Genomic DNA, 20273 nt, shown 5'->3' with positions numbered 1-20273 from the left:
GTGCGACTCTTCCAGATTGGATCTCGAACGGTTGTTTTAGGTTATGGGCAATACCGAGAACAACGGAAGGAAACCAAGATGAACAGCGTTATCTCCGCCACCACCAGCTCTACCTACGGTGCAGCCGCCCGGCCGTCCCGGCGCGACACTTTTCTTGCGTCGGCCGAGTCCCTCTTGGGGGCCGCCCGGGCAGAGCTCGCAGCTTCCCGCCCTGACCTCGCTATGGAGTACGCCTACCAAGCGGCGCTTCGTGTGGCGGGTGCGGTGAACGCGCAATCCCCGGTGCTGCGCAAGCGTAAGCGGCTGCCCACCAGCGCGTGGGACAAGCTTGCGCTTACGGGGGAGGGTGGCAAAGCGTGGGCGGACCGGTTTCGCGCATATTCGCGCCAGCGGGGGAGAGTGGCCTCCGGCATAGAGCGCAACCTGGACGCGGACTTGGTGCGCCGGCTGCTCAAGGATGCGGAGTCTTTCTATATAGAGGTGCACCCGGGCGACGTGATGGCGGCATAGCAATGGGGTGATTCCGCGAAGCGATGTTTTCCCCGGGAACAAACCGGCTACGATGGCCGTTGGTACTTACGCATACCAACCGTCCTACCCGGAGCTGTGGAGAAAACGAAGTGTCTCTTTCTGAGCAAGAACAGCGCATGCTCCGCGAGATTGAGCAGTCCCTCCTCGCGGAAGATCCCAAGTTTGGGAGCACCGTGGCAAATGAGGCTGGCTTTGGCGTGTCCGCGCCCACCGGCAACCTGACCATGCGCAGCGTCGCTCTCATGGTGCTGGGTCTGGTCCTGCTTATTGGCGGCGTTGCCCTGGCGTCGCTGAGCATTTGGGCAATTGTGCTGAGTGTCATTGGATTTGTGGTCATGCTGGGCGGCGGCATTATGGCGCTGCGCGCCCCCGCGCCGTCAACATCCCGCCCGCAGGCGCCTTCCCAGGCACAGCGTGCCCGTTCCCCGCGCACTGTGGCGATGGAGGAGAATTTCCGCCGCCGCTTTGAGGATCGCCAGTAGCGCGCCACTTCCTCCCACCTTTACCTCCCGCGCAATGCGGGAGGTTTTTTCGTTTCCCCACTTTCGCCCACTCGGATGCCCCACCTTCCCCCACGCCACGTTTGACCTGGTGAGACGCTGCGGAGTGTCGTCGATAAGCATGAGCCCCATGGGTCTACTGTGACAAATGAGTTGGCTGTGGCAGGGCTCCGCGGGTGGGCTCGCCACCGCTCAAACCGCGATTTACCTGGAGTTTTCTAAATTTTATCCGCTATTTTGCCGTGCGGTGTGGCGTAGGTGGGGGAAAGTGGGTTAAAGTGGGGCACAGCGGAGAGACGTGGTGTCCATCTTGACTACGTGGGCGGCATGGATCGAAGCGCAGAAAATTTCATGAGCTCGGTCTGAAGGTGGAAGGAAAGGTAGGTCACCGGATGTTTCTGGGAACCTACACTCCCAAGCTCGACGACAAGGGGCGCCTGACACTGCCCGCCAAGTTCCGCGAGGAGCTGGCGGACGGGTTGATGGTGACCAAGGGGCAGGACCACTCGCTTGCGGTCTATCCCCGCGAGGAGTTCGCCGCACGTGCCCGAAAGGCGGCGGCAGCTTCCCGTACGAACCCGAAGGCTCGCGCGTTCATTCGTAACCTGGCTGCCAGTGCGGATGAGCAGACGCTGGACGGTTCCGGTCGCATTACGCTGTCGCCGGCGCACCGGGAGTACGCAAACCTGAGCAAGGAATGCGTAGTCATCGGGTCAGTGGATTTTCTGGAGATCTGGGATCAAGAATCCTGGGCGCAATATCAACAGGAGACGGAAGCCGCTTTCTCGGCGGCGGACGATGACGACATTCTCTCCGGTCTGCTGTAGGGGCTGACTACCCACACGGCAGGCGCTGACTACTGACGGAGAGCGTGTACGGACTCTGTCCGGGGTGCGTAGCTCTTCTGGTGTACTTCCCCGACATCAGAACGGCCGCCCCGGGCAGGGCTCTACTCGCTCCCCACACACAGTGGGACTTTCACGCGGGCGGCGACAACAGGGCAGGGGGTGGCACCAAGTGGCACAGCACAACGTTAGTGACATGGACTTCGACCCTGCTGCCAACCACGGCCACGTCCCCGTGATGCGCGACCGCATGGCGGAACTGCTCGCGCCCGCCGTTGAGGCGTTCGGCGACAGCGCCGTGATTGTCGACGGCACTCTCGGCGCCGGCGGCCACACCGAGCACTTCCTCGAGGTCTTCCGCGCCGCGCGAGTGATCGGCGTGGACCGCGACCCGAACGCGCTCGCCCAAGCCGGCGAGCGCGTCGCCCGTTTCGGGGACAGGTTCGCACCCGTGCAGGCGCGTTTCGACGACATCTTGGAACCCATCGCCACCGGAGAAGGTCCCGCCTTCGATGCAGTGCGCGACACCGGGGTGGCGGGCGCGCTGTTTGATCTCGGCGTGTCTTCGATGCAACTGGACCAGCCGGAGCGCGGGTTCGCCTACAAGGTCGATGCTCCGCTGGACATGCGCATGGATCCCACCACGGGAATCACTGCCGCAGACGTGCTGAACACCTACAGCCACGGTGACATTGCACGCATCCTCAAGACCTACGGCGATGAACGCTTCGCCGGCAAGATCGCCACGGCGATTGTGAAGGAGCGCGAACGTGCCCCGTTCGAGCACTCCGCACGATTGGTGGAGCTGCTCTACGACACCATTCCGGCCGCAGCTCGCCGTACCGGCGGCCACCCGGCCAAGCGCACATTCCAGGCACTGCGCGTGGAGGTCAACCGCGAACTCGAGGCCGTGGAACACGTAGTTCCGGTAATTACAGAACTTCTTGGCGTTGGCGGCCGCGTGGTGTTCATGAGTTACCAGTCCTTAGAGGACAAAATTGTAAAGGCAGCTTTTGCGGACCTGACCGCCTCGAAGACTCCGCCCGGGCTGCCAATGGACTTGCCCGGCACCGCGCCGAAATTCCGCTCCATCACCAACGGCGCGGAGAAGGCAAGCCAGGAGGAGATCGAGCTCAACTCCCGCGCCGCCTCTGTGCGTGTCCGCGGCGTGGAGAAACTCGCCCCTCCGGATTAACCCCGCCTAAAGACCCAACCCGCACGCCCCGCCACACCAAAAGCACAAAGGACACCGACACCATGGCCGTTCGAGACATCGCCTCCGCGCCGCGCACAACCACGTTGCCCCGTCCGGCCGCGCCGCGCACCCGTGGTTCCCGCCCGTCGGCCTACGTGCCCACCCCGAAGCCGGGTGTGAAGCCCCACGTGCCGCACAGCGGGTCCCGCGGTCGGCTCGGGTCTCAGCAGGTGGTGTCGGTGCGTGGCCGCCGTGTCGCCGCGCCGGTGCAGACGAAGCGCCGCTTCTCCGCGGTGGGCGGCATGGCCGTCTTCCTCCTGGTGGTCGGCATTGCCATCGCCATGGTGCTCTCCGGCCTGTCCACCACCCAGACCTTTACTATCCAGCAGCTGCAGTCCCAGGAGCGCCAGCTGAAGAACGAGGTCGAATCCCTCAACCGCGACCTGGAGGATCTGCGCTCCTCGGCGGAGATTGCCCAGCGGGCTGCTGACGCCGGCATGCTGGTTGCAAGCCAGCCCGGCATTGTGGAGGTTGCGCCGGACGGGCATGTGGAAACGCGCCGCGAGTTCAACCCGGAATCCGTGGCACCGGTCATGGACGTCAACGGTGCACCGGTTCGCGCAGACCGCGCAACGAGTGACCGCGGCGCCACCGAAGAGCTCGGCGATTCCCTCACTCCGCTGCCCGGCGGCAACGTGATCGGTGACCGCCCGCAAGGCCCCGAAGGCGCTGCTGCACCGCGCTTCGCCAACGTCGCCCCCTACCAGCCGAACGTTCCGCCCGCCTTCTAGCGTGTGGCACACGCTGCAAAGGGCCTGCAGCGTGCAAGATTGGAAGACCGTAAGGGCTTTCGTCCGTTCAGCAGAGCAGTATGAGGTAGGTGAACATAGAGGTGGCGCAACAGCAACAGCAGGCAGCGATTACCCACCGCCGTGCCTCGTGGCTTGCCGTCGCGTTCCTTGTCGTCGCCGCCATCCTCATCGGCCGCCTCTTCTGGGTGCAGGTGGTGTGGGGCCCTGACCTGCGCGAACAGGCGCAGGCGCAACGCGCCCGCCTGTACACCGACCCCGCCCGCCGCGGCGAAATCGTGGACCGCGAGGGCAACATGCTGGCCTACACCATGCAGGCGCGCTCGCTTACCGTGTCCCCGATCACGCTGCGCAACGAGCTGCGCGAGCAGCAGGAGCTGCAGTTGCGTATGGACGGCGCTTCCAAGGACGCCATCGAAGCCCAAATCGACGCCCGAGTTGAAGACGTGCTGCGCACCATGGCCAACGAGATTCCGGTGATGATCGGCGATGGCGTGGTTGAGCGGGAAGAGGCGGAAAAGCAGTCGTCGAGAAGCAATGCTGCGAAGGACGCGCCGCGCACCGTGGGCAATGTCAGCGCGCGCGAAATCCTGGACAAGCTGCACGCGGAGACAAACTATGAGGTGCTGGTGCGCAACGTGGACCCGGACGTGGCTGCGCAGGTGGCCAAGACGTTCCACGGCGTGGCGGCGGACCACCAGGACATTCGGCAGTACCCCAACGGCGCGATCGGGGAGAACATCCTGGGCAAGGTTTCCATGGACGGCCACGGCCAGTTCGGGCTGGAGGCGTCCAGCGACGCAATCCTCACCGGCATTAACGGTCGCTCCACCGAGGACGTGTCCGCGAACGGGCAGGCGATCCCGGGTACGTTGCGCGACGTGGTCCCGGCGGTGGACGGCGCGCGCATTGAGCTGACGATTGACCTGGACCTGCAAACCTTCGTGCAGCAGACCCTTGAGCAGGCGAAGGCGAACTCGCTGGCGCTCGACGCGCAGGCCGTGGTGCTGGACGCACGCACCGGCGAAGTGCTGGCCATGGCCAACACGGGCACCATTGACCCGAACGGTGACCTGGATAAGCAGCTCAAAGAAGGCCGGGACTTTGACAACAACTCCATCTCCCACCCGTTCGAGCCGGGCTCTGTGGCTAAGGTGATCACCGCCGCGGCTGCCATCGAAGAGGGTTTGACTACGCCTGAGGAAGTCCACCAGGTTCCGGGCTCGATCGACATGGCGGGCGTGACCGTGCGGGACGCGTGGGCGCACGATGTTGCCCCGTACACCACCGCGGGCATCTTCGGCAAGAGCTCCAACGTGGGCACGCTCCAGCTGGCCCAACGGTTGGGGGAGGAGCGCTACTGGGACTACCTGCAGCGTTTCGGTATTGGCCGCACCACCGGCGTGGAATTGCCCAACGAGTCCGCCGGCCTGTTGCCCGCGCTGGAGCAGTGGTCCGGCGGCACCTTCGCCAACCTGCCGATCGGCCAGGGCATGAGCTGGTCCGCGCTGCAGATGGCCGGCGTGTACCAGGCGTTGGCCAACGGCGGCGAGCGGATCGAGCCGCGCATCATCTCCCGCGTGGTGGGGCCGGACGGTGAAGAGGTTGAGCAGCCGGAGCCCCAGCGCACCCGCGTGGTCAGCGAGGAAACGGCACGCACCACGGTGGACATGTTCCGCTCCGCGTTCCAATCGGACCCGGCCGGCCTGCAGTCCGGCACCGCGCAGGGCAACGATCTGGAGGGCTACCAGCTAGCGGGCAAGACCGGCACCGCCCAGAAGGTGAACCCGGAGACCGGCGCGTACTCCCAAAGCCAGTTCTGGATCACGTTCGCGGGCATCGCCCCGGCGAATGACCCGCGCTTTGTAGTTGCCATCATGTTGGATGAGCCGCAGCGCGGCCCGCTTCACGGCGGCCGCGGCGGCCAGTCTGCGGCACCCGTGTTCACTGAGATCGCCAGCTGGCTGCTCAACCGGGAAAACGTCCCGCCGTCCCCGCCCGCCGAACCGTACATCCTGCAGGCACAATAAGAACTGCCAGTGCATAAGAAAGGAACCGCAACCATGGCCATGGCTCAGCCCGAGGCACCAACGCTTCACCGGCTCGCAGAGATCGCCGGCGCGGAGGTGTTCAACGCGCCGAGCGTGGACTTGGTGGTGGAGTCCGTCAGTCTGGATTCCACCGCGGTAGAGCCCGGCGGCCTCTTCGCCGCGCTACCCGGAACCCGGGTGCACGGCGCACGCTTCGCGTTCGATTCCCCGGCGGGCGCAATCCTGACGGACCACGCGGGCTACGCCATCATCTCCGAAACGTCGGACCGCCGCCCCATCTTGGTGGTGGAGGATATCCGCGCGGTGCTGGGGGAGGTCGCGGCGGAGGTGTACGGCCACCCCTCCGAGCACATGACGTTGATCGGTGTTACCGGTACCTCCGGCAAGACCACCACCACCTACCTGCTGGAACGCGGCCTGACCGCGGCCGGCTGCCGCGTCGGCCTGATCGGCACCACCGGCACCCGCATCGCCGGGGAGGACGTCCCCAGCTCCCTAACCACGCCAGAGGCGCCCATGCTGCAGGCGCTTTTCGCCCGCATGCTGCGCGCCGGGGTGACGCATGTGGTCATGGAGGTTTCCTCCCACGCCCTCATGCTGGGCCGCACCGGCGGCTCGCGTTTCAACGTCGCCGGTTTCACCAACTTGAGCCAGGACCACCTGGACTTCCACGAGACCATGGAGGACTACTTCGCCGCCAAGGCGCAGTTCTTCGACCCGGCGTCGCCCCTCGCCGCCGCGCGCAGCGTCATCTGCGTCGACGACGACTGGGGCGCACGCTTATCGACGATTGCTTCCGACCCAATCACCGTAGGCACCCGCGGCCAGGCGAACCTGGACGTGGAAGCGACGCAGCTGGGCGTGGAACCCACGGGCGCGCAGGATGTTTTGGTGCGCGTGCAGGGGGCGGAGTACCGCTTCACCCTGCCGCTGCCCGGCACCTTCAACGTGGCTAACGCCGCCCTCGCCATCGCCCTGGCGGACGCCGTGGGCGTGGACGTGCCGGCGTTCATCCAGGGTTTGAGCACTGCGGCGGTGCCGGGACGCATGGAACGTATCAGCGCTGGCCAGGAGTTCATCGCCGTTGTGGATTACGCCCACAAGCCCGCAGCCGTGGCCGCCGTGCTGGACACCCTGCGCGGTCAGGTCAAGGGCCGCATCGGCGTGGCCGTCGGTGCCGGCGGGGACCGCGATGTGTCCAAGCGCCCGCTGATGGGCGCCGAAGCCGCGCGCCGCGCGAACCTTGTGGTGGTGACGGATGACAACCCGCGCACCGAAGATCCGGCCGCAATCCGAGCCGCAGTGCTCGCGGGCGCGCGCGACGCAGCCGACCAAGACACTGAGGTCCGCGAGGTGGGCGACCGCGCCCGCGCGATCGATGAGCTAGTCGCATGGGCTCGCCCCGGCGACGCCGTCATTGTGGTGGGGAAGGGCCACGAGGTGGGCCAGATTGTCGGCGACACCACGCACCACTTCGACGACAGGGAAGAGGTCCGCCGGGCACTTGCCTCGCTGGGCTACGGACAGGAAACGGGGGAGGAGTAGCAATGATTTCACTCTCGCTGCGCACTATCGCCGACGTCACCGACGGGACCCTGAGCCCGGAGGCGGACCCGGAGGCGCAGGTCACCAGCTTCGTGGAGTTTGACTCCCGCAAGATCACCCCGGGCGGGCTCTTCATCGCGCTACCGGGCGCGCGCGTGGACGGCCACGATTTTGTGCCCAAGGCTATTGAGCAGGGCGCGGTTGCCGCGCTGACGACGCGTGAGGTGGGCGCGCCTGCGATCGTCGTAAAGAAGCGCCCCGCGGAGGCCGGGGACAACTCGGATCTGGTGGCGAACGACCCGGACGGCTCCGCAGCCGGGGTGGTGGATGCGATGTCCAAGCTGGCCGCTCACGTCGCGCGCGAGCTGGTGGCCAACCACGGTCTGCGCATCACTGGTGTGACCGGTTCCGCCGGCAAGACCTCCACAAAAGACCTCATCGCCGCGGTGCTCTCCCGCGCGGGCGAAACTGTGGCGCCCCCCGGGTCCTTCAACAACGAGATCGGGCACCCGTACACCGTGCTGCGCTGCAGCGAGGACACCGATTTTCTTGTCGCGGAGATGTCCGCCCGCGGCATCGGGCACATCGCCCACCTGGCCCGCATCGCCCCGCCGCAGGTCGGCGTGGTGCTGAACGTCGGCTCCGCCCACTTGGGCGAGTTCGGCTCCCGCGAAAACATCGCGCTGGCAAAGGGCGAGCTGGTTGAGGCGCTGCCGGCTGCTGCCGACGGCGGCGTGGCCGTGCTGAACGCAGACGATGATCTGGTCTCCGCCATGGCAACGCGCACCACCGCTCGCGTAGTCACGTTCTCCGCGGAGGGCCGCAAGGCGGATTACTACGCCACGGACGTGGAGTTGGACGAGCTGGCGCGCGCCACCTTCACCATGCACAGCCCGGGCGGGGAGCCGCAGCGCGTGCAGCTCAACGTGTTCGGCGCCCACCAGGTATCCAACGCGCTCGCGGCCGCGGCCGTGGGTATGGAGTGCGGCATGGACGCGGCCGCCGTGGCGGTAGCGCTCACCGGCGCCCACTCCGTTTCTTCGCACCGCATGGACGTGAACACGCGCGCGGACGGCGTGACCGTGATCAATGACGCCTACAACGCCAACCCGGAGTCCATGCGCGCGGCCATCGCCGCCTTGGGCTTCACCGCGGCGGCGCGCCCCGGGGTCCGCTCCGTTGCCGTGCTCGGCGAGATGGCGGAACTTGGCCAGGACGCGGTGCAGGCGCACGCGGCGTTGGCGGATGCACTGGCCCGCTACCGCGTCACCCACCTGGTTACCGTCGGGGGCAGCGAGGCCCTGGCCGAGCTCGCGGAGCGGGCGCGAGAACGCGGCATTGACACGGTTGAGGTGGGGGATGCGGCTGCGGCTCTGGCTAACGTCGATAAGCTGCTTGCAGCTGCCCCGCCCGGGGCGGAGGGCTGGCACGAGCGCGAGCACCGCGATGTTGTGCTGGTGAAGGCCTCCAACTCCCACGGGCTGTGGGTTGTGGCTGAGCAGCTGTTGCTTGGCCGAGGCAGGAAATAGTTAGAGGGTTTGTGAGGTCATGGTTCAGCTCATCATCGCAGGAATAGTCAGCTTCCTGGTCACCATTTTCACCACCCCGCTTTTGATCAGGTACTTCCACCGCCGCGAGATGGGCCAGGAGATCCGCGAGGACGGCCCGCAGTGGCACGCCAAGAAGCGCGGCACGCCAACCATGGGCGGCATCGCCATCCTGCTGGGCATCACCATGGGTTACTTGGTTAGCGCCATCGTGGCTGTTGCGGGCGGGCACGCCGGCTTCACCGCATCCGGCCTGATTGTGCTTGGGCTGACCCTGTCCCTCGGCCTGGTGGGCTTTGCGGATGACGGCATCAAGCTCTTCCTCAAGCGCAACCTGGGCCTGAACAAGACGGCCAAGCTGGTGGCCCAGCTGGCCATCGCCATCATCTTCGGCCTGCTGATCACCCGCTTCCCGGACGCGAACGGGCTCACCCCGGGCTCGACGTTCTTGAGCTTCACGCGCGACATTGAGACGCTGAACATCGCCGTGGGCGGCGGCATCATCGGCACCATTCTTTTCCTGGTGTTCATCTACCTCCTGCTTGCCGCCTGGTCCAACGCGGTGAACCTGACCGACGGCCTGGACGGCCTCGCTGCCGGCAGCACCGCGCTGGTGATGACTGCCTACACCTTCATCACCTTCTGGCAGTTCCGGAACTCCTGCGAGGCGGGTGCCGCGCCGGGCTGCTACTCGGTTCGCGACCCGCTGGAGCTGGCGGTGCTGGCCATCTCCGGTTTCGGTGCCTGCATGGGCTTCCTCTGGTGGAACGCCGCACCGGCAAAGATCTTCATGGGCGACACCGGTTCGCTGGCCCTCGGCGGCCTAGTCGCCGGCCTATCCGTGTGCTCCCGCACGGAGCTGCTGATGGTGATCATCGGCGCGCTCTTCGTCATCGAGGCTGCGTCCGTGGTCATCCAGGTCGCCTCCTTCAAGACCACCGGTAAGCGCGTGTTCAAGATGGCGCCGTTCCACCACCACTTCGAGCGCAGCGGCTGGGCGGAGACCACGGTGGTGATCCGCTTCTGGCTGATCGCCTCCATGGCCTGCGCTTTCGGCCTCGCGGCGTTCTACGGTGAGTGGCTGAGCCAGATCGGCGCGCACCTGTGAACCCCGTCATTCCTGCAGAACTTGCCGGCGGTGTAATCGTCGCCGGTGCCGGTGTGTCCGGCATCGGCATCACCAAACTGCTGACCAGCCAGGGCATCGAGGTCATCCTCGCCGACGACAACCCCGCCGGCCGCGAGCGCGCCACTGCGGCAACCGGGGTCACCGCCGTCACCACCGCCCAGGCGCGGGAGCACTTCGCCCGCATCCGCACCGTGGTTACGTCCCCCGGGTGGCGCCCGGATTCGCCCTTGCTTGTCGACGCCGCCTTGGCCGGCCTCGACGTCATCGGCGACGTGGAAGCCTGCTACCGCCTGGACCGCGCAGGCGTGTTCGGCGTCCCGCGCGACTGGCTGGTGGTCACCGGCACCAACGGCAAAACCACCACCACGGGCATGCTCGCCGCGATGATGCAGGAGCTTGGCAAGGACACCGGCAAGCGCGCGCGGGCCTGCGGCAACATCGGCATCGCCGTCGCGGACGCGCTGACGGCTAAGGACCGCGTGGACGTGCTGGTGGCGGAACTGTCCAGCTTCCAGCTCTTCTGGTCCACCGAGCTCACCCCGGACGCCGGCGTGCTGCTCAACCTGGCGGACGACCACATTGATTGGCACGGCAGCTTCGAGCACTACGCCGCCGCAAAGGCGCGGGTACTCGCGGCCGCGAGGGCGGTTGCCGGCGTGGACGACCAGCACGTGCGCAACCTGGTTGCCGCCAGCGGACGCGAGGACATCATCGGCTTCACCCTCAGCGCACCCGCCGCGGGCCAAGTCGGCGTGGAAGGCGGCCGGCTGGTCTCCCGCATCGGCGGCGCGGCGGTGGACCTCGCTTCCGCCGACGGCATCGAACCGGCTGGTGCTGCAGGCATCCTGGACGCGCTGGCGGCCGCCGCCGTGGCGCTGACCCAGGGAGCAGAGCCGAAGCATATCCAGGCCGCGCTGCACGCGTACCGCGTGGAGGGCCACCGGGGCGCGGTGGTGCACTCGGCCGGTGGGGTGGACTGGGTGGATAACTCCAAGGCAACCAACCCGCACGCGGCGGATTCGGCCCTTACCGGCGCCGGCACCGTGGTGTGGGTTGCCGGCGGCCAGCTCAAGGGCGCGGCGGTGGATGAGCTCATCGCGGCGCACGCGAACCAGTTCCGGGCGGTGGCCCTCCTCGGCGTGGACCGGGAGATCCTGCGGGAGGCGGTGGAGCGCCTCGCGCCAGGTGTGCCCGTCTTTGTCACCGACTCAACCGACCCGGTCGCGGCAATGGATGCCGTGTGCGAATTCGCCGCTGCGCAGGCGCAGCCGGGCGACACGGTGCTGCTCGCGCCGGCTGCAGCCAGCCTGGACATGTATTCCGGAATGTCGGCGCGTGGCAACGAGTTTGCGGCTGCGGCAATGAGACACTGCTAAGGAGTAACCTCAACTAGAGCTTTACCCCTCCCAGAGCGACCTCCCAGAGCGAAAGGCACCCATGACGGTTCGTGAGTCCCACAAGGCAACTCGCGCCGAGGCGGCATCGTTGCGGCCCTCGCGCCCCGTACGTCCTCCCGAGTCAGGGATCGCGCGCGCCTCCCGCAAGCTCCACGCCGCAATGGAGGCGCGCCCGCAGCTGGACTATACGATGATCCGCACCATCGTCCTCATCCTGGCCGGATTGGGCATTGTGATGGTGATGAGCTCCTCGATGGCCACATCGTTCGCCGTGTCCTCCTCCGTGTGGTCCCAGGCGCTGCGCCAAACCGTGATGGTCTCCGTCGGCCTGTTCGCGTTCTGGGTCGCGCTGAACACCCCTCCTGAAAAGCTGCGACGCTTCTCCGGCCTGATCATGGCCCTGGCAGTTCTGCTGCTCATCGCCGTGCTCATCCCGGGCATCGGCACAGGTAAAGAAGAAGTGGGCTCCCAGTCCTGGATTGTCGTTGGCCCGCTGCGCCTGCAGCCCTCGGAGGTTGCTCGCGTCGCCATCGCCATCTGGGGCGCGCAGGTCCTCGCCGGCCGCGACCCGAAGCGCCTGTTCAAGGCCAACAACGGCTTCCCGCTATTCCTCATCGTCGCGTTCATCTGCGTGCTGCTCATCGCCGCGCAGGGCGACCTGGGCATGGCCGTGTCCTTCTCCATCGTCGTCGCCTTCATCCTGCTGTTCGCCGGCGTGTCCTGGACCGCGATCGGTATCGCGGCCATCGGCGGCCTGCTGGTGATGGTCTTCGAATTCCTCTCCGGCGGCTTCCGCTCCAACCGCTTCCACGTGTACTTCGACGCGCTCTTCGGCAAGTTCGAGGACACCCGCGGCGTCGCCTTCCAATCGCACCAGGGCTTTCTTTCGCTTGCCGACGGCTCCTTGTTCGGCGTCGGCCTCGGACAGTCCCGCGCCAAGTGGTTCTACCTGCCGGAGGCGCGAAACGACTTCATCTTCGCCGTCATCGGCGAGGAGCTTGGCCTGTGGGGCGGCGCCCTGGTCATCATCCTTTTCGCCCTGCTGGGCTACTTCGGCCTGCGCACCGCCCGCCGCGCCCAGAACCAGTTCCAGGCCCTGATGGCCGCCGCGCTGACGGCCGGCGTGGTTTCCCAGGCGTTCATCAACATCGGCTACGTCGTCGGCCTGCTTCCGGTGACCGGCATCCAGCTGCCCATGCTGTCTGCCGGCGGCACCTCCGCCATCATCACCCTTGCCGGCATGGGCGTGCTCGCCTCCGTGGCGCGCCACGAGCCGGACGCGATTTCTTCCATGCAGAACCACGGGCGCCCGACTTTCGACCGCGTCCTGGGTATCGCAGAGCCGAAAGCGCCGGCCCAGCTTAAAGCCGCACGCCGCCCTGTCCGCGAGAGCGCCCCGCGCGAGCGCGCCGGTCAGCAGCCGCGCGCTGGCCAGCAGCCGCGGGCTGGCCAGCAGCCGCGCAGCCGGCAGCACACGGGACAGCAACAGCGTCCCACCCAGCAGCAGCGCCGCCCTGCCCGCCAGCGCCAGGACCGCGAGGCCCGCTACGGTACGCCGGTGGCGGCGGGGAACCGAGCGTCGGCACGCAAGGCCCCGCGTTACGATGGCCAGCAACGCGTACGCTCCGCGGACATGCGCCGCGCGGGCTAAGCCTTCCGGATTGAGAAAGGGCTGAAGTATGGATACCGGACAGCCGCTGAGCATTGTTGTTGCAGGTGGCGGCACTGCCGGCCACATTGAGCCGGCGCTTGCCGTGGGCGAGGTGCTGCGAGACACCTACGGCGCGAACGTGGTGGCGCTGGGTACGGAGCGGGGGCTGGAAACCTCCATCGTGCCCGCGCGCGGTTTTGAGTTGCAGTTGATTGACCCGGTGCCCATCCCGCGCCGCCAGCCGGTGAAGCTGCTCGGCGTCCCGGCGAAGCTGACCAAGAGCGTGAACCAGACGCGCAAGGTACTCAAGGATGCGGGCGCGCAGGCTGTCTTCGGCACCGGCGGCTATGTGGCCGCGTCCGCGTACCTCGCCGCGCGCTCCCTGCGCATCCCGTTCTTCGTGCTGGAGACGAATGCGCTCGCCGGCATGGCCAACAAGATGGGTGTGCGCCTCGGCGGCACCGGCCTCAACGCTGTCGCCGGCTCCGGCATGGACGGGGAGGTGGTTGGCATCCCCGTGCGCCCAGGCGTCGGGGTTGATTCAGACGGTGCGAAGGCGGAGCGCGGATACAAGACCTTCAACCTTGATCCTGCGCGCAAGACATTGCTGGTCACCGGCGGGTCCCAGGGCGCGGTGCGCATCAACCAGGCCCTGGAGGGCGCGGTGGACACGCTTGTCAGCGAAGGTTTTCAGGTCCTCCACGCCTACGGCCGGAAGAACGATGCGCCGCCGCCGCGCGAGCACTACACCGCGCTGCCGTACATCGACGACATGGAGGCGGCACTTGCCGTCGCGGACCTGGTGGTGTGCCGTTCCGGCGCGATGACGGTGGCGGAGAATTCTGCCGCCGGTCTGCCCGCCATCTACGTCCCGCTGCCGCACGGCAACGGCGAGCAGGGCCTCAACTCGGCGCACCTGGTGTCCACCGGGGCCGCCGTGCGTATCGACGATAGCGAGCTGACCTCCCAGACCCTCATCGACACCGTCACGGCGATTCTGGGCGACGATGCCCGCCTTACCTCCATGCGCGATGCTTTGGCGGAATCCGGCGCGGGCGATGTAGCGGAGCAGATTGCGGCCAAGATTGTTGCGGCCGCGACAAACAAGCACACGAAGTAGGAGCAATGACTGATCTTTCCCGCGTCCACATGATCGGCATCGGCGGCGCCGGCATGTCCGGCATCGCCCACATCCTGCTGGACCGCGGCTACGTGGTCACGGGCTCCGACGTGAAGGACTCACGCCCGGTGCGCGCCCTGCGCACCCAAGGCGCGACCATTGCCGTCGGCCACGCGCCGGAAAACCTCGAGCTGGCAGGTGAACTGCCCACCGTCGTGGTGACCAGCTTCGCCGCCATCCCCAAAGACAACCCGGAGTTGGTGCGCGCGGAGGTGGAGGGCATCCCGGTGCTGCGCCGCTCCGACCTTCTGGCGGAGTTGATGGAGGGCTACACCCAAGTTTTGTTGGCCGGCACCCACGGCAAGACCTCCACCACCTCAATGACTGTGGTGGCGCTGCAGGCCGCGGGCCTGGATCCCTCCTTTGCCATCGGCGGGCAGCTCAACCGCGCGGGCACGAACGCCCACCACGGCGCTGGCGAGGTCTTTGTGGCGGAGGCGGACGAGTCGGACGCGTCGCTTTTGCGCTACAGCCCGGACGTTGCAGTGGTGACAAACATTGAGCCGGACCACCTGGACTACTTCGGCACTGCGGAGGCCTACTTCGCCGTGTTCGACGATTTCGCGGACCGCGTGAGCGAGCACGGCCACTTGGTGGTCTGCTTGGACGACGACAACGCGGCGGAATGCGGCCGCCGCGCACTCGCGCGCGGCATTAACGTCGCCGGCTACGGCACCGCGGCGGCCGCTGCCGCCCACGCGGACATTCCCGCCGGCGCGATCATCACCGCCGAGGAGCTGCGAGGCGCCTCCGTTGCCGTCACGGTGCAGCTCGCGGCGGGGGAGAGCGTGGACTACACCTTGGCAGTGCCGGGGCGCCACATGGTGCTCAACTCCGCAGCAGCGCTCCTCTCCGGCGTGCTTGTCGGTGCCGCACCGGCTGACCTGGCGGCGGGTTTGAGCGACTTCACCGGCGTACGCCGCCGCTTCGAGCTCAAGGGCGAGCTCACGGCCGGCCCATACACCGGCGCCCGCGTGTACGACGATTACGCGCACCACCCCACCGAGGTTGCCGCCGTGCTCACTGCCGCCCGAGAGAAGGTCGAGGCCGAGGGCAACGGCGCCCGCGTGGTGGTGTGCTTCCAGCCGCACCTGTACTCCCGCACCCAGGAGTTCGCGGCCGAATTCGCGGAGGCCCTCTCGCTCGCGGACGCCTGCGTGGTGCTGGACATCTTCGGCGCCCGCGAGGCGCCGGTTGAGGGCGTGACCTCGCGCATCATCACCGACGGCATCACGTCCGAGGTGCGCTACGAGCCGGACTTCTCCGCAGCGCCTGCCACCGTCGCCGAGCTCACCCGCCCCGGAGACGTGGTGTTCACCATGGGCGCCGGGAGCGTCACGCTGCTTGCCGACGAAATCCTCGCCGCCCTCGCGGAACCAGCCAACGCGGGGGAGTAACCGGTGTCCACCAAGCTCGGGGCCACCCCGCCGCCAGAACCCGCGCCAGAGCCGGCCGCGCCGGATGAGCCCACCGCCGCGCCGGCGCCCGCGCCCGCGCGCCCCAAGCGCCGCCGCGCGATGTGGTCGATCGCTGGGTGCGTCGCGCTGGTTGCAGCCCTTGCCGCCGCTGCGCCGTTCACCCCGGTCATGCCGGTGCGCGGCGTCACGGTGGAGGGCAACCGCGTCCTGGCGGCGGACCACGTGGAGGCGCTGACGGGCATCGCGCCGGATACGCCGATGGGCCGGGTGGATGTGAGTGGCGCGGCGCATCGCGTCGCCTCGGACCCGTGGGTGAAAACGGTGACCGTGTCGCGCTCGTGGCCGAGCACCATCGACGTGACGTTGGAGGAGCACGTCGCCGTCGCGTTCATCACCGAAGCGGACGGCGCCCACCTCATTAACCGCGAGGGCAAGGATTTCCTGGTGGCGGAGCCGCCGGCGGACGCGATCGAGATCATCGGCACCGCGCCGGATAATGAGGTTTCGCTTGCTCGGGCGGTGGAAATTGCGTCGTCGATAAGCGATCGCTCCCGGGGCGAAATCGCGGCGCTGGAGGCGGGGAAGTACGACTATGTCCTGCGGACCGTGGACGGGCGCACGGTGCACTGGGGGGCGAGCGAGGACAACGCGAATAAGGCGCTGGCGCTGGAGACGGTGCTGCAGATGGAGGGCAGCGAATTCAACATCGCTAACCCCCAATTGGTGACAAGCCGCTAGCGCTTGGCGCAAAACCCCAGGTCACAACCCTAAAGTTGAGGTTTAGGGTTGTGACACGCCGACCCAAAACACGGAAATTTTCAACTCGTCACACAAGATGGGAGCAACCAACCCCCGTTTGCCCGTTTTGAAAAACATCGAAAGGCGAGACCTACCTCATGACCTCTCCCGCTAACTACCTCGCCATGATCCGCGTCGTCGGTGTCGGCGGCGGCGGCGTTAACGCCGTCAACCGCATGATCGAGGAGGGCCTGAAGGGCGTCGAATTCGTCGCCATCAACACCGACTCCCAGGCGCTGCTGTTTACCGACGCAGACACCAAGCTCGACATCGGCCGCGAGGCCACCCGCGGCCTCGGTGCCGGCGCGAACCCGGAGGTGGGCCGCACCAGCGCGGAGGACCACAAGCAGGAGATCGAGGAGTCCCTCAAGGGCTCCGACATGGTGTTTGTCACCGCCGGCGAGGGCGGCGGCACCGGCACCGGCGCAGCCCCGGTTGTCGCGGGCATTGCCAAGAAGATGGGCGCGCTGACCATCGGCGTGGTCACCCGCCCGTTCACCTTCGAAGGCAAGCGCCGCACCCGCCAGGCGCTCGAGGGCATTGAGAACCTGAAGGAAGTCTGCGACACCGTCATCGTCATCCCGAACGACCGCCTGCTGCAGCTCGGCGACGCAGAGCTGTCCATGATGGACGCCTTCCGCGCCGCCGACGAGGTGCTGTTCAACGGTGTCCAGGGCATCACCAACCTGATCACCATCCCGGGCATGATCAACGTGGACTTCGCTGACGTGCGCTCCGTCATGGCAGATGCCGGCTCCGCGCTCATGGGTGTCGGCTCCGCGCGCGGCGAAAACCGCGTCATGTCCGCCACCGAGCAGGCCATCAACTCCCCGCTGCTGGAATCCACCATGGAAGGCGCCAAGGGCGTGCTGCTCTCCATCGCGGGCGGCTCCGACCTGGGCCTACAGGAGGTGCACTCCGCCGCATCCATCGTGGAGGAGAAGGCGGACGATGACGCGAACATCATCTTCGGCACCATCATCGACGACAACTTGGGCGACGAGGTCCGCGTGACCATCATCGCCACCGGCTTCGACGAGAAGGCCAACAAGCTCCCGGACGCTCCCGCCCAGGGCGAGGTTTCCGGCTCCACCGCGGTGACCGTCGAGCAGGCTCCCGCCTCCGAGACTGCTACTCCGGCGCCCGCTCGCGGCTCGCTTTTCGACGATCGCTCCGACCGCGCGAACGACGACTACCAGGCCCGCCACCGCTACGAGCCGCAGCGTTCCGGCCTGTTCACCAGCGAAGAGCGCCGCGATGACCGCCGCAGCGGCGGCTTCGACGACGACTTTGATGTCGACGTGCCGGACTTCCTGCGCTAATGGCAGACCCGACCACCCGCCCCGTCCGCATGGTGTTCACTAGCCGTGCCGGCGGGGTGTCGTCGTCCCCGTACGACTCCTTCAACCTGGGCGACCACGTGGGCGATAAGCCAGAGGACGTGGCGGCGAACCGCGAGCGCCTTGCGCACGTGCTCGGCCTGGAACCCAGCCAGTTTGTCTGGATGGAGCAGCTGCACACCAACACGGTCACTGTCGTCGACGCTCCGCAGCCCGAGCCGGTCGAAGCCACCGACGCGGTGGTAACCACCCAGGTCGGCCTGGCCCTGACCGTGCTGGTGGCGGACTGCGTCCCGGTCCTGCTGTCCGACCACGCGGCCGGCGTGGTGGCCGCCGCCCACGCGGGCCGCCTCGGTGCCCGCAACGGCATTGTCCGCCGCACCGTGGAAACCATGCAGGAGCTAGGGGCGAACCCCGCCAACATCCAGGCGCTCCTGGGCCCGGCGGCATCCGGCGCGTCTTACGAGGTGCCGGCGGATATGGCGGCAGACGTGGAAAAGCACCTGCCCGGGTCCCGCACGAAAACCGCGAAGGGCACCACCGGCCTGGACATCCGGGCGGGCCTGGTGCGCCAGCTGTTGTCCATGGGTGTCACCCACGTGGATGCGGATCCCCGCGACACCATCACGGACACCGATTTCTTCTCCTACCGCCGCGAGGGCACCACCGGGCGCCAGGCCGGCGTGGTCTGGCTGACGGGGGTAGCTCAATGATTGCCGGCGACATTGCCGGCAATCTCGCCGCAGTCCGCGAGCGCATTCACGCCGCGGAACGGGCGGCCGGCCGCCCCGAAGGCAGCGTCGCGCTCTTGCCTGTGAGCAAGTTCCATCCCGTCGAAGCGATCGTCGCCGTGCGCGAGCTCGGCATCACGATGGTGGGGGAGAACCGCGAGCAGGAGGCCCGCGACAAGGCTCAGGCCCTGACCGAGAGGGGCGTGGACTGCGGCATCGCCATGATCGGCCAGATCCAGTCCAAGAAGGCCAACGCGGTTGCCCGCTGGGCGGCGGAGGTCCACTCCCTCGACAGCGTCAAGCTCGCAAACGGCCTGGACCGCGGCATGGCGCTGGCGCTGGAGCGGGGCGATCGCCCCGAAGCGTCGTCAAGCTTGCCGTGCCTGATCCAGCTTTCCGCGGACGGCGACACCTCCCGCGGCGGTATCGCGGAGCCGGACCTGCCCGAGCTGATCGACTCCGTCGAGGCGGCCCAGCACCTCGAGTTCGCGGGGTTCATGGTGGTCCCGCCGCTCGACGCCGAGCCGCGCGCCGTGTTCGAGCACGTTCGCACGCTTACCGACGATTATTCGCAGCGCCTCAGCCGCCCCCTGACCTTCTCGGCGGGCATGTCCGGCGACTTCGAAGACGCGATTGCGTGCGGGTCCGACATCGTGCGTGTCGGAACCGCAGTGTTCGGACCGCGGCCCGTAATCTAAGCAAAACACCAGTACAAACCCCAGATTTCACATTCGTCACACCGCGAGGAGCAACCCAAAAATGTCCTTCATCGGCAGCGCAAAGGAATTCTTCGGCCTCGGCCCCTACAACGACGGCGATGACGCCTACTACGAGGATGACCAGCAGTACCGCGACCCGCGCGACACCCGCGAGACCGCGCACGGCACCGACCGCCTCGAGCGCCCGGCCCGCCCGGAGCACGTTGTGCGCGAGCCGCGTTCCTTCACCCCGGAGATCGTCTCCACCGCCCCGCGTTCCTACAACGACGCGAAGGAGATCGGCGAGCCGTTCCGCGACGGCGATGCGGTGATCATGGACCTCACCGACCTCGACGCGGCGGACGCAAAGCGCGTCGTGGACTTTGCTGCCGGCCTCTGCTTCGCGCTGCGCGGCAGCATGCAGAACCTAGCGAAGGGCACCGGTTCCCGCCGCCGCGTCTTCGCCATCATCCCGGAGAACGCCCGCATCACCACTGCCGAGCTGAAGCGCGCTGCCCGCCTGGACTAGCCCATCCGCTAGCCTTGAGCCGTGGCAATTTTCGGCAGTATCCTCTACGCCCTTGTCGGGCTGTACATGCTCGTGGTGATCATCCGCATCATCGTCGAGATGATTCAGTCCTTCTCTAAACACTTCGACCCGCCTCGCTGGTTTGTGCTGGTGGCGGAGCCGTTGTTTGTGATCACGGACCCGCCGGTCAAGGCATTGCGACGCCTGATCCCGCCCCTGCGGTTGGGCGGCGGCGTGGGCCTGGACCTCAGCGTGATTGTGCTGTTCTTTGGCCTGGCAATCATCCAGACGCTGATCCAGCTCCTGCTTATCCGGCCCGCGCTTGGAGTCTAAAGTTCAACGTGCGCTCCATAGTGCGGGTATAACTGTTAGAAATAGT

At 67.2% G+C, this 20273-nt stretch carries 19 protein-coding genes; all 19 read left to right on the top strand.

The features are described from left to right. Window positions 1-78: 78 nt before the first annotated feature. On the top strand, window positions 79-510 hold the full coding sequence (locus tag JZY91_RS07475) for an SAV_6107 family HEPN domain-containing protein (protein WP_234947242.1): 432 nt from the start codon (window positions 79-81) through the stop codon (window positions 508-510). A 110-nt stretch (window positions 511-620) separates the two neighbouring features. Continuing rightward, the gene (locus JZY91_RS07470; RefSeq protein ID WP_234947241.1) at window positions 621-1013 is read left to right on the top strand and encodes a DUF3040 domain-containing protein; all 393 of its coding nucleotides are present in this window, start codon (window positions 621-623) and stop codon (window positions 1011-1013) included. A 410-nt stretch (window positions 1014-1423) separates the two neighbouring features. Beyond that, window positions 1424-1858 (top strand): division/cell wall cluster transcriptional repressor MraZ, encoded by a 435-nt coding sequence (gene mraZ / locus JZY91_RS07465; protein ID WP_234947240.1) that lies wholly within the window; start codon window positions 1424-1426, stop codon window positions 1856-1858. Window positions 1859-2072: 214 nt separating this feature from the next. Continuing rightward, window positions 2073-3071, top strand: a complete 999-nt coding sequence (gene rsmH, locus JZY91_RS07460) for a 16S rRNA (cytosine(1402)-N(4))-methyltransferase RsmH (RefSeq protein WP_234947239.1) — start codon at window positions 2073-2075, stop codon at window positions 3069-3071. A gap of 62 nt (window positions 3072-3133) precedes the next feature. Further along, a complete protein-coding gene (locus tag JZY91_RS07455; protein WP_234947238.1) occupies window positions 3134-3862 on the top strand; it encodes a hypothetical protein in 729 nt (242 codons plus the stop codon). 101 nt (window positions 3863-3963) lie between these two features. Next, window positions 3964-5910, top strand: coding sequence for a peptidoglycan D,D-transpeptidase FtsI family protein (locus JZY91_RS07450; protein WP_370639206.1), 1947 nt, complete (start codon window positions 3964-3966; stop codon window positions 5908-5910). Between the two features lie 33 nt (window positions 5911-5943). Then, window positions 5944-7476 (top strand): UDP-N-acetylmuramoyl-L-alanyl-D-glutamate--2,6-diaminopimelate ligase, encoded by a 1533-nt coding sequence (locus JZY91_RS07445; RefSeq protein WP_234947237.1) that lies wholly within the window; start codon window positions 5944-5946, stop codon window positions 7474-7476. A gap of 2 nt (window positions 7477-7478) precedes the next feature. Further along, window positions 7479-9005: a UDP-N-acetylmuramoyl-tripeptide--D-alanyl-D-alanine ligase gene (gene murF, locus JZY91_RS07440; RefSeq protein ID WP_234947236.1), complete on the top strand. Its 1527-nt coding sequence runs from the start codon at window positions 7479-7481 to the stop codon at window positions 9003-9005. Window positions 9006-9024: 19 nt separating this feature from the next. Next, complete coding sequence (gene mraY, locus JZY91_RS07435) at window positions 9025-10131, top strand: phospho-N-acetylmuramoyl-pentapeptide-transferase (protein WP_234947235.1); 1107 nt, start codon at window positions 9025-9027, stop codon at window positions 10129-10131. Beyond that, window positions 10101-11528: a UDP-N-acetylmuramoyl-L-alanine--D-glutamate ligase gene (gene murD, locus JZY91_RS07430; protein WP_234947234.1), complete on the top strand. Its 1428-nt coding sequence runs from the start codon at window positions 10101-10103 to the stop codon at window positions 11526-11528. The genes mraY and murD overlap by 31 nt, the downstream gene beginning before the upstream one ends. Window positions 11529-11589: 61 nt before the next feature. After that, window positions 11590-13200 (top strand): FtsW/RodA/SpoVE family cell cycle protein, encoded by a 1611-nt coding sequence (locus JZY91_RS07425; RefSeq protein WP_370639205.1) that lies wholly within the window; start codon window positions 11590-11592, stop codon window positions 13198-13200. 28 nt (window positions 13201-13228) lie between these two features. Next, on the top strand, window positions 13229-14320 hold the full coding sequence (locus tag JZY91_RS07420; protein WP_234947233.1) for a glycosyltransferase: 1092 nt from the start codon (window positions 13229-13231) through the stop codon (window positions 14318-14320). A 5-nt stretch (window positions 14321-14325) separates the two neighbouring features. Continuing rightward, window positions 14326-15777 (top strand): UDP-N-acetylmuramate--L-alanine ligase, encoded by a 1452-nt coding sequence (gene murC / locus JZY91_RS07415; RefSeq protein ID WP_234947232.1) that lies wholly within the window; start codon window positions 14326-14328, stop codon window positions 15775-15777. Window positions 15778-15780: 3 nt separating this feature from the next. Further along, window positions 15781-16536, top strand: a complete 756-nt coding sequence (locus tag JZY91_RS07410) for a cell division protein FtsQ/DivIB (protein ID WP_234947231.1) — start codon at window positions 15781-15783, stop codon at window positions 16534-16536. 158 nt (window positions 16537-16694) lie between these two features. Then, complete coding sequence (gene ftsZ, locus JZY91_RS07405) at window positions 16695-17918, top strand: cell division protein FtsZ (RefSeq protein WP_234947230.1); 1224 nt, start codon at window positions 16695-16697, stop codon at window positions 17916-17918. After that, the gene (gene pgeF / locus JZY91_RS07400; RefSeq protein ID WP_234947229.1) at window positions 17918-18649 is read left to right on the top strand and encodes a peptidoglycan editing factor PgeF; all 732 of its coding nucleotides are present in this window, start codon (window positions 17918-17920) and stop codon (window positions 18647-18649) included. The genes ftsZ and pgeF overlap by 1 nt, the downstream gene beginning before the upstream one ends. After that, window positions 18646-19365 carry a YggS family pyridoxal phosphate-dependent enzyme gene (locus JZY91_RS07395; RefSeq protein ID WP_234947228.1) on the top strand — a complete coding sequence of 240 codons (720 nt, stop codon included), beginning with the start codon at window positions 18646-18648 and terminating at the stop codon, window positions 19363-19365. The genes pgeF and JZY91_RS07395 overlap by 4 nt, the downstream gene beginning before the upstream one ends. 61 nt (window positions 19366-19426) lie before the next feature. Next, complete coding sequence (locus JZY91_RS07390) at window positions 19427-19894, top strand: cell division protein SepF (protein WP_234947227.1); 468 nt, start codon at window positions 19427-19429, stop codon at window positions 19892-19894. 21 nt (window positions 19895-19915) lie between these two features. Further along, on the top strand, window positions 19916-20227 hold the full coding sequence (locus JZY91_RS07385; protein WP_234947226.1) for a YggT family protein: 312 nt from the start codon (window positions 19916-19918) through the stop codon (window positions 20225-20227). Window positions 20228-20273: the final 46 nt, after the last annotated feature.

The sequence above is a fragment of the Corynebacterium sp. CNCTC7651 genome, assembly GCF_021496665.1.
Taxonomy (GTDB): Bacteria; Actinomycetota; Actinomycetes; order Mycobacteriales; family Mycobacteriaceae; genus Corynebacterium.
Note: the sequence above shows the minus strand (reverse complement) of the source record. Positions and strands in the feature narration are given on the sequence as shown.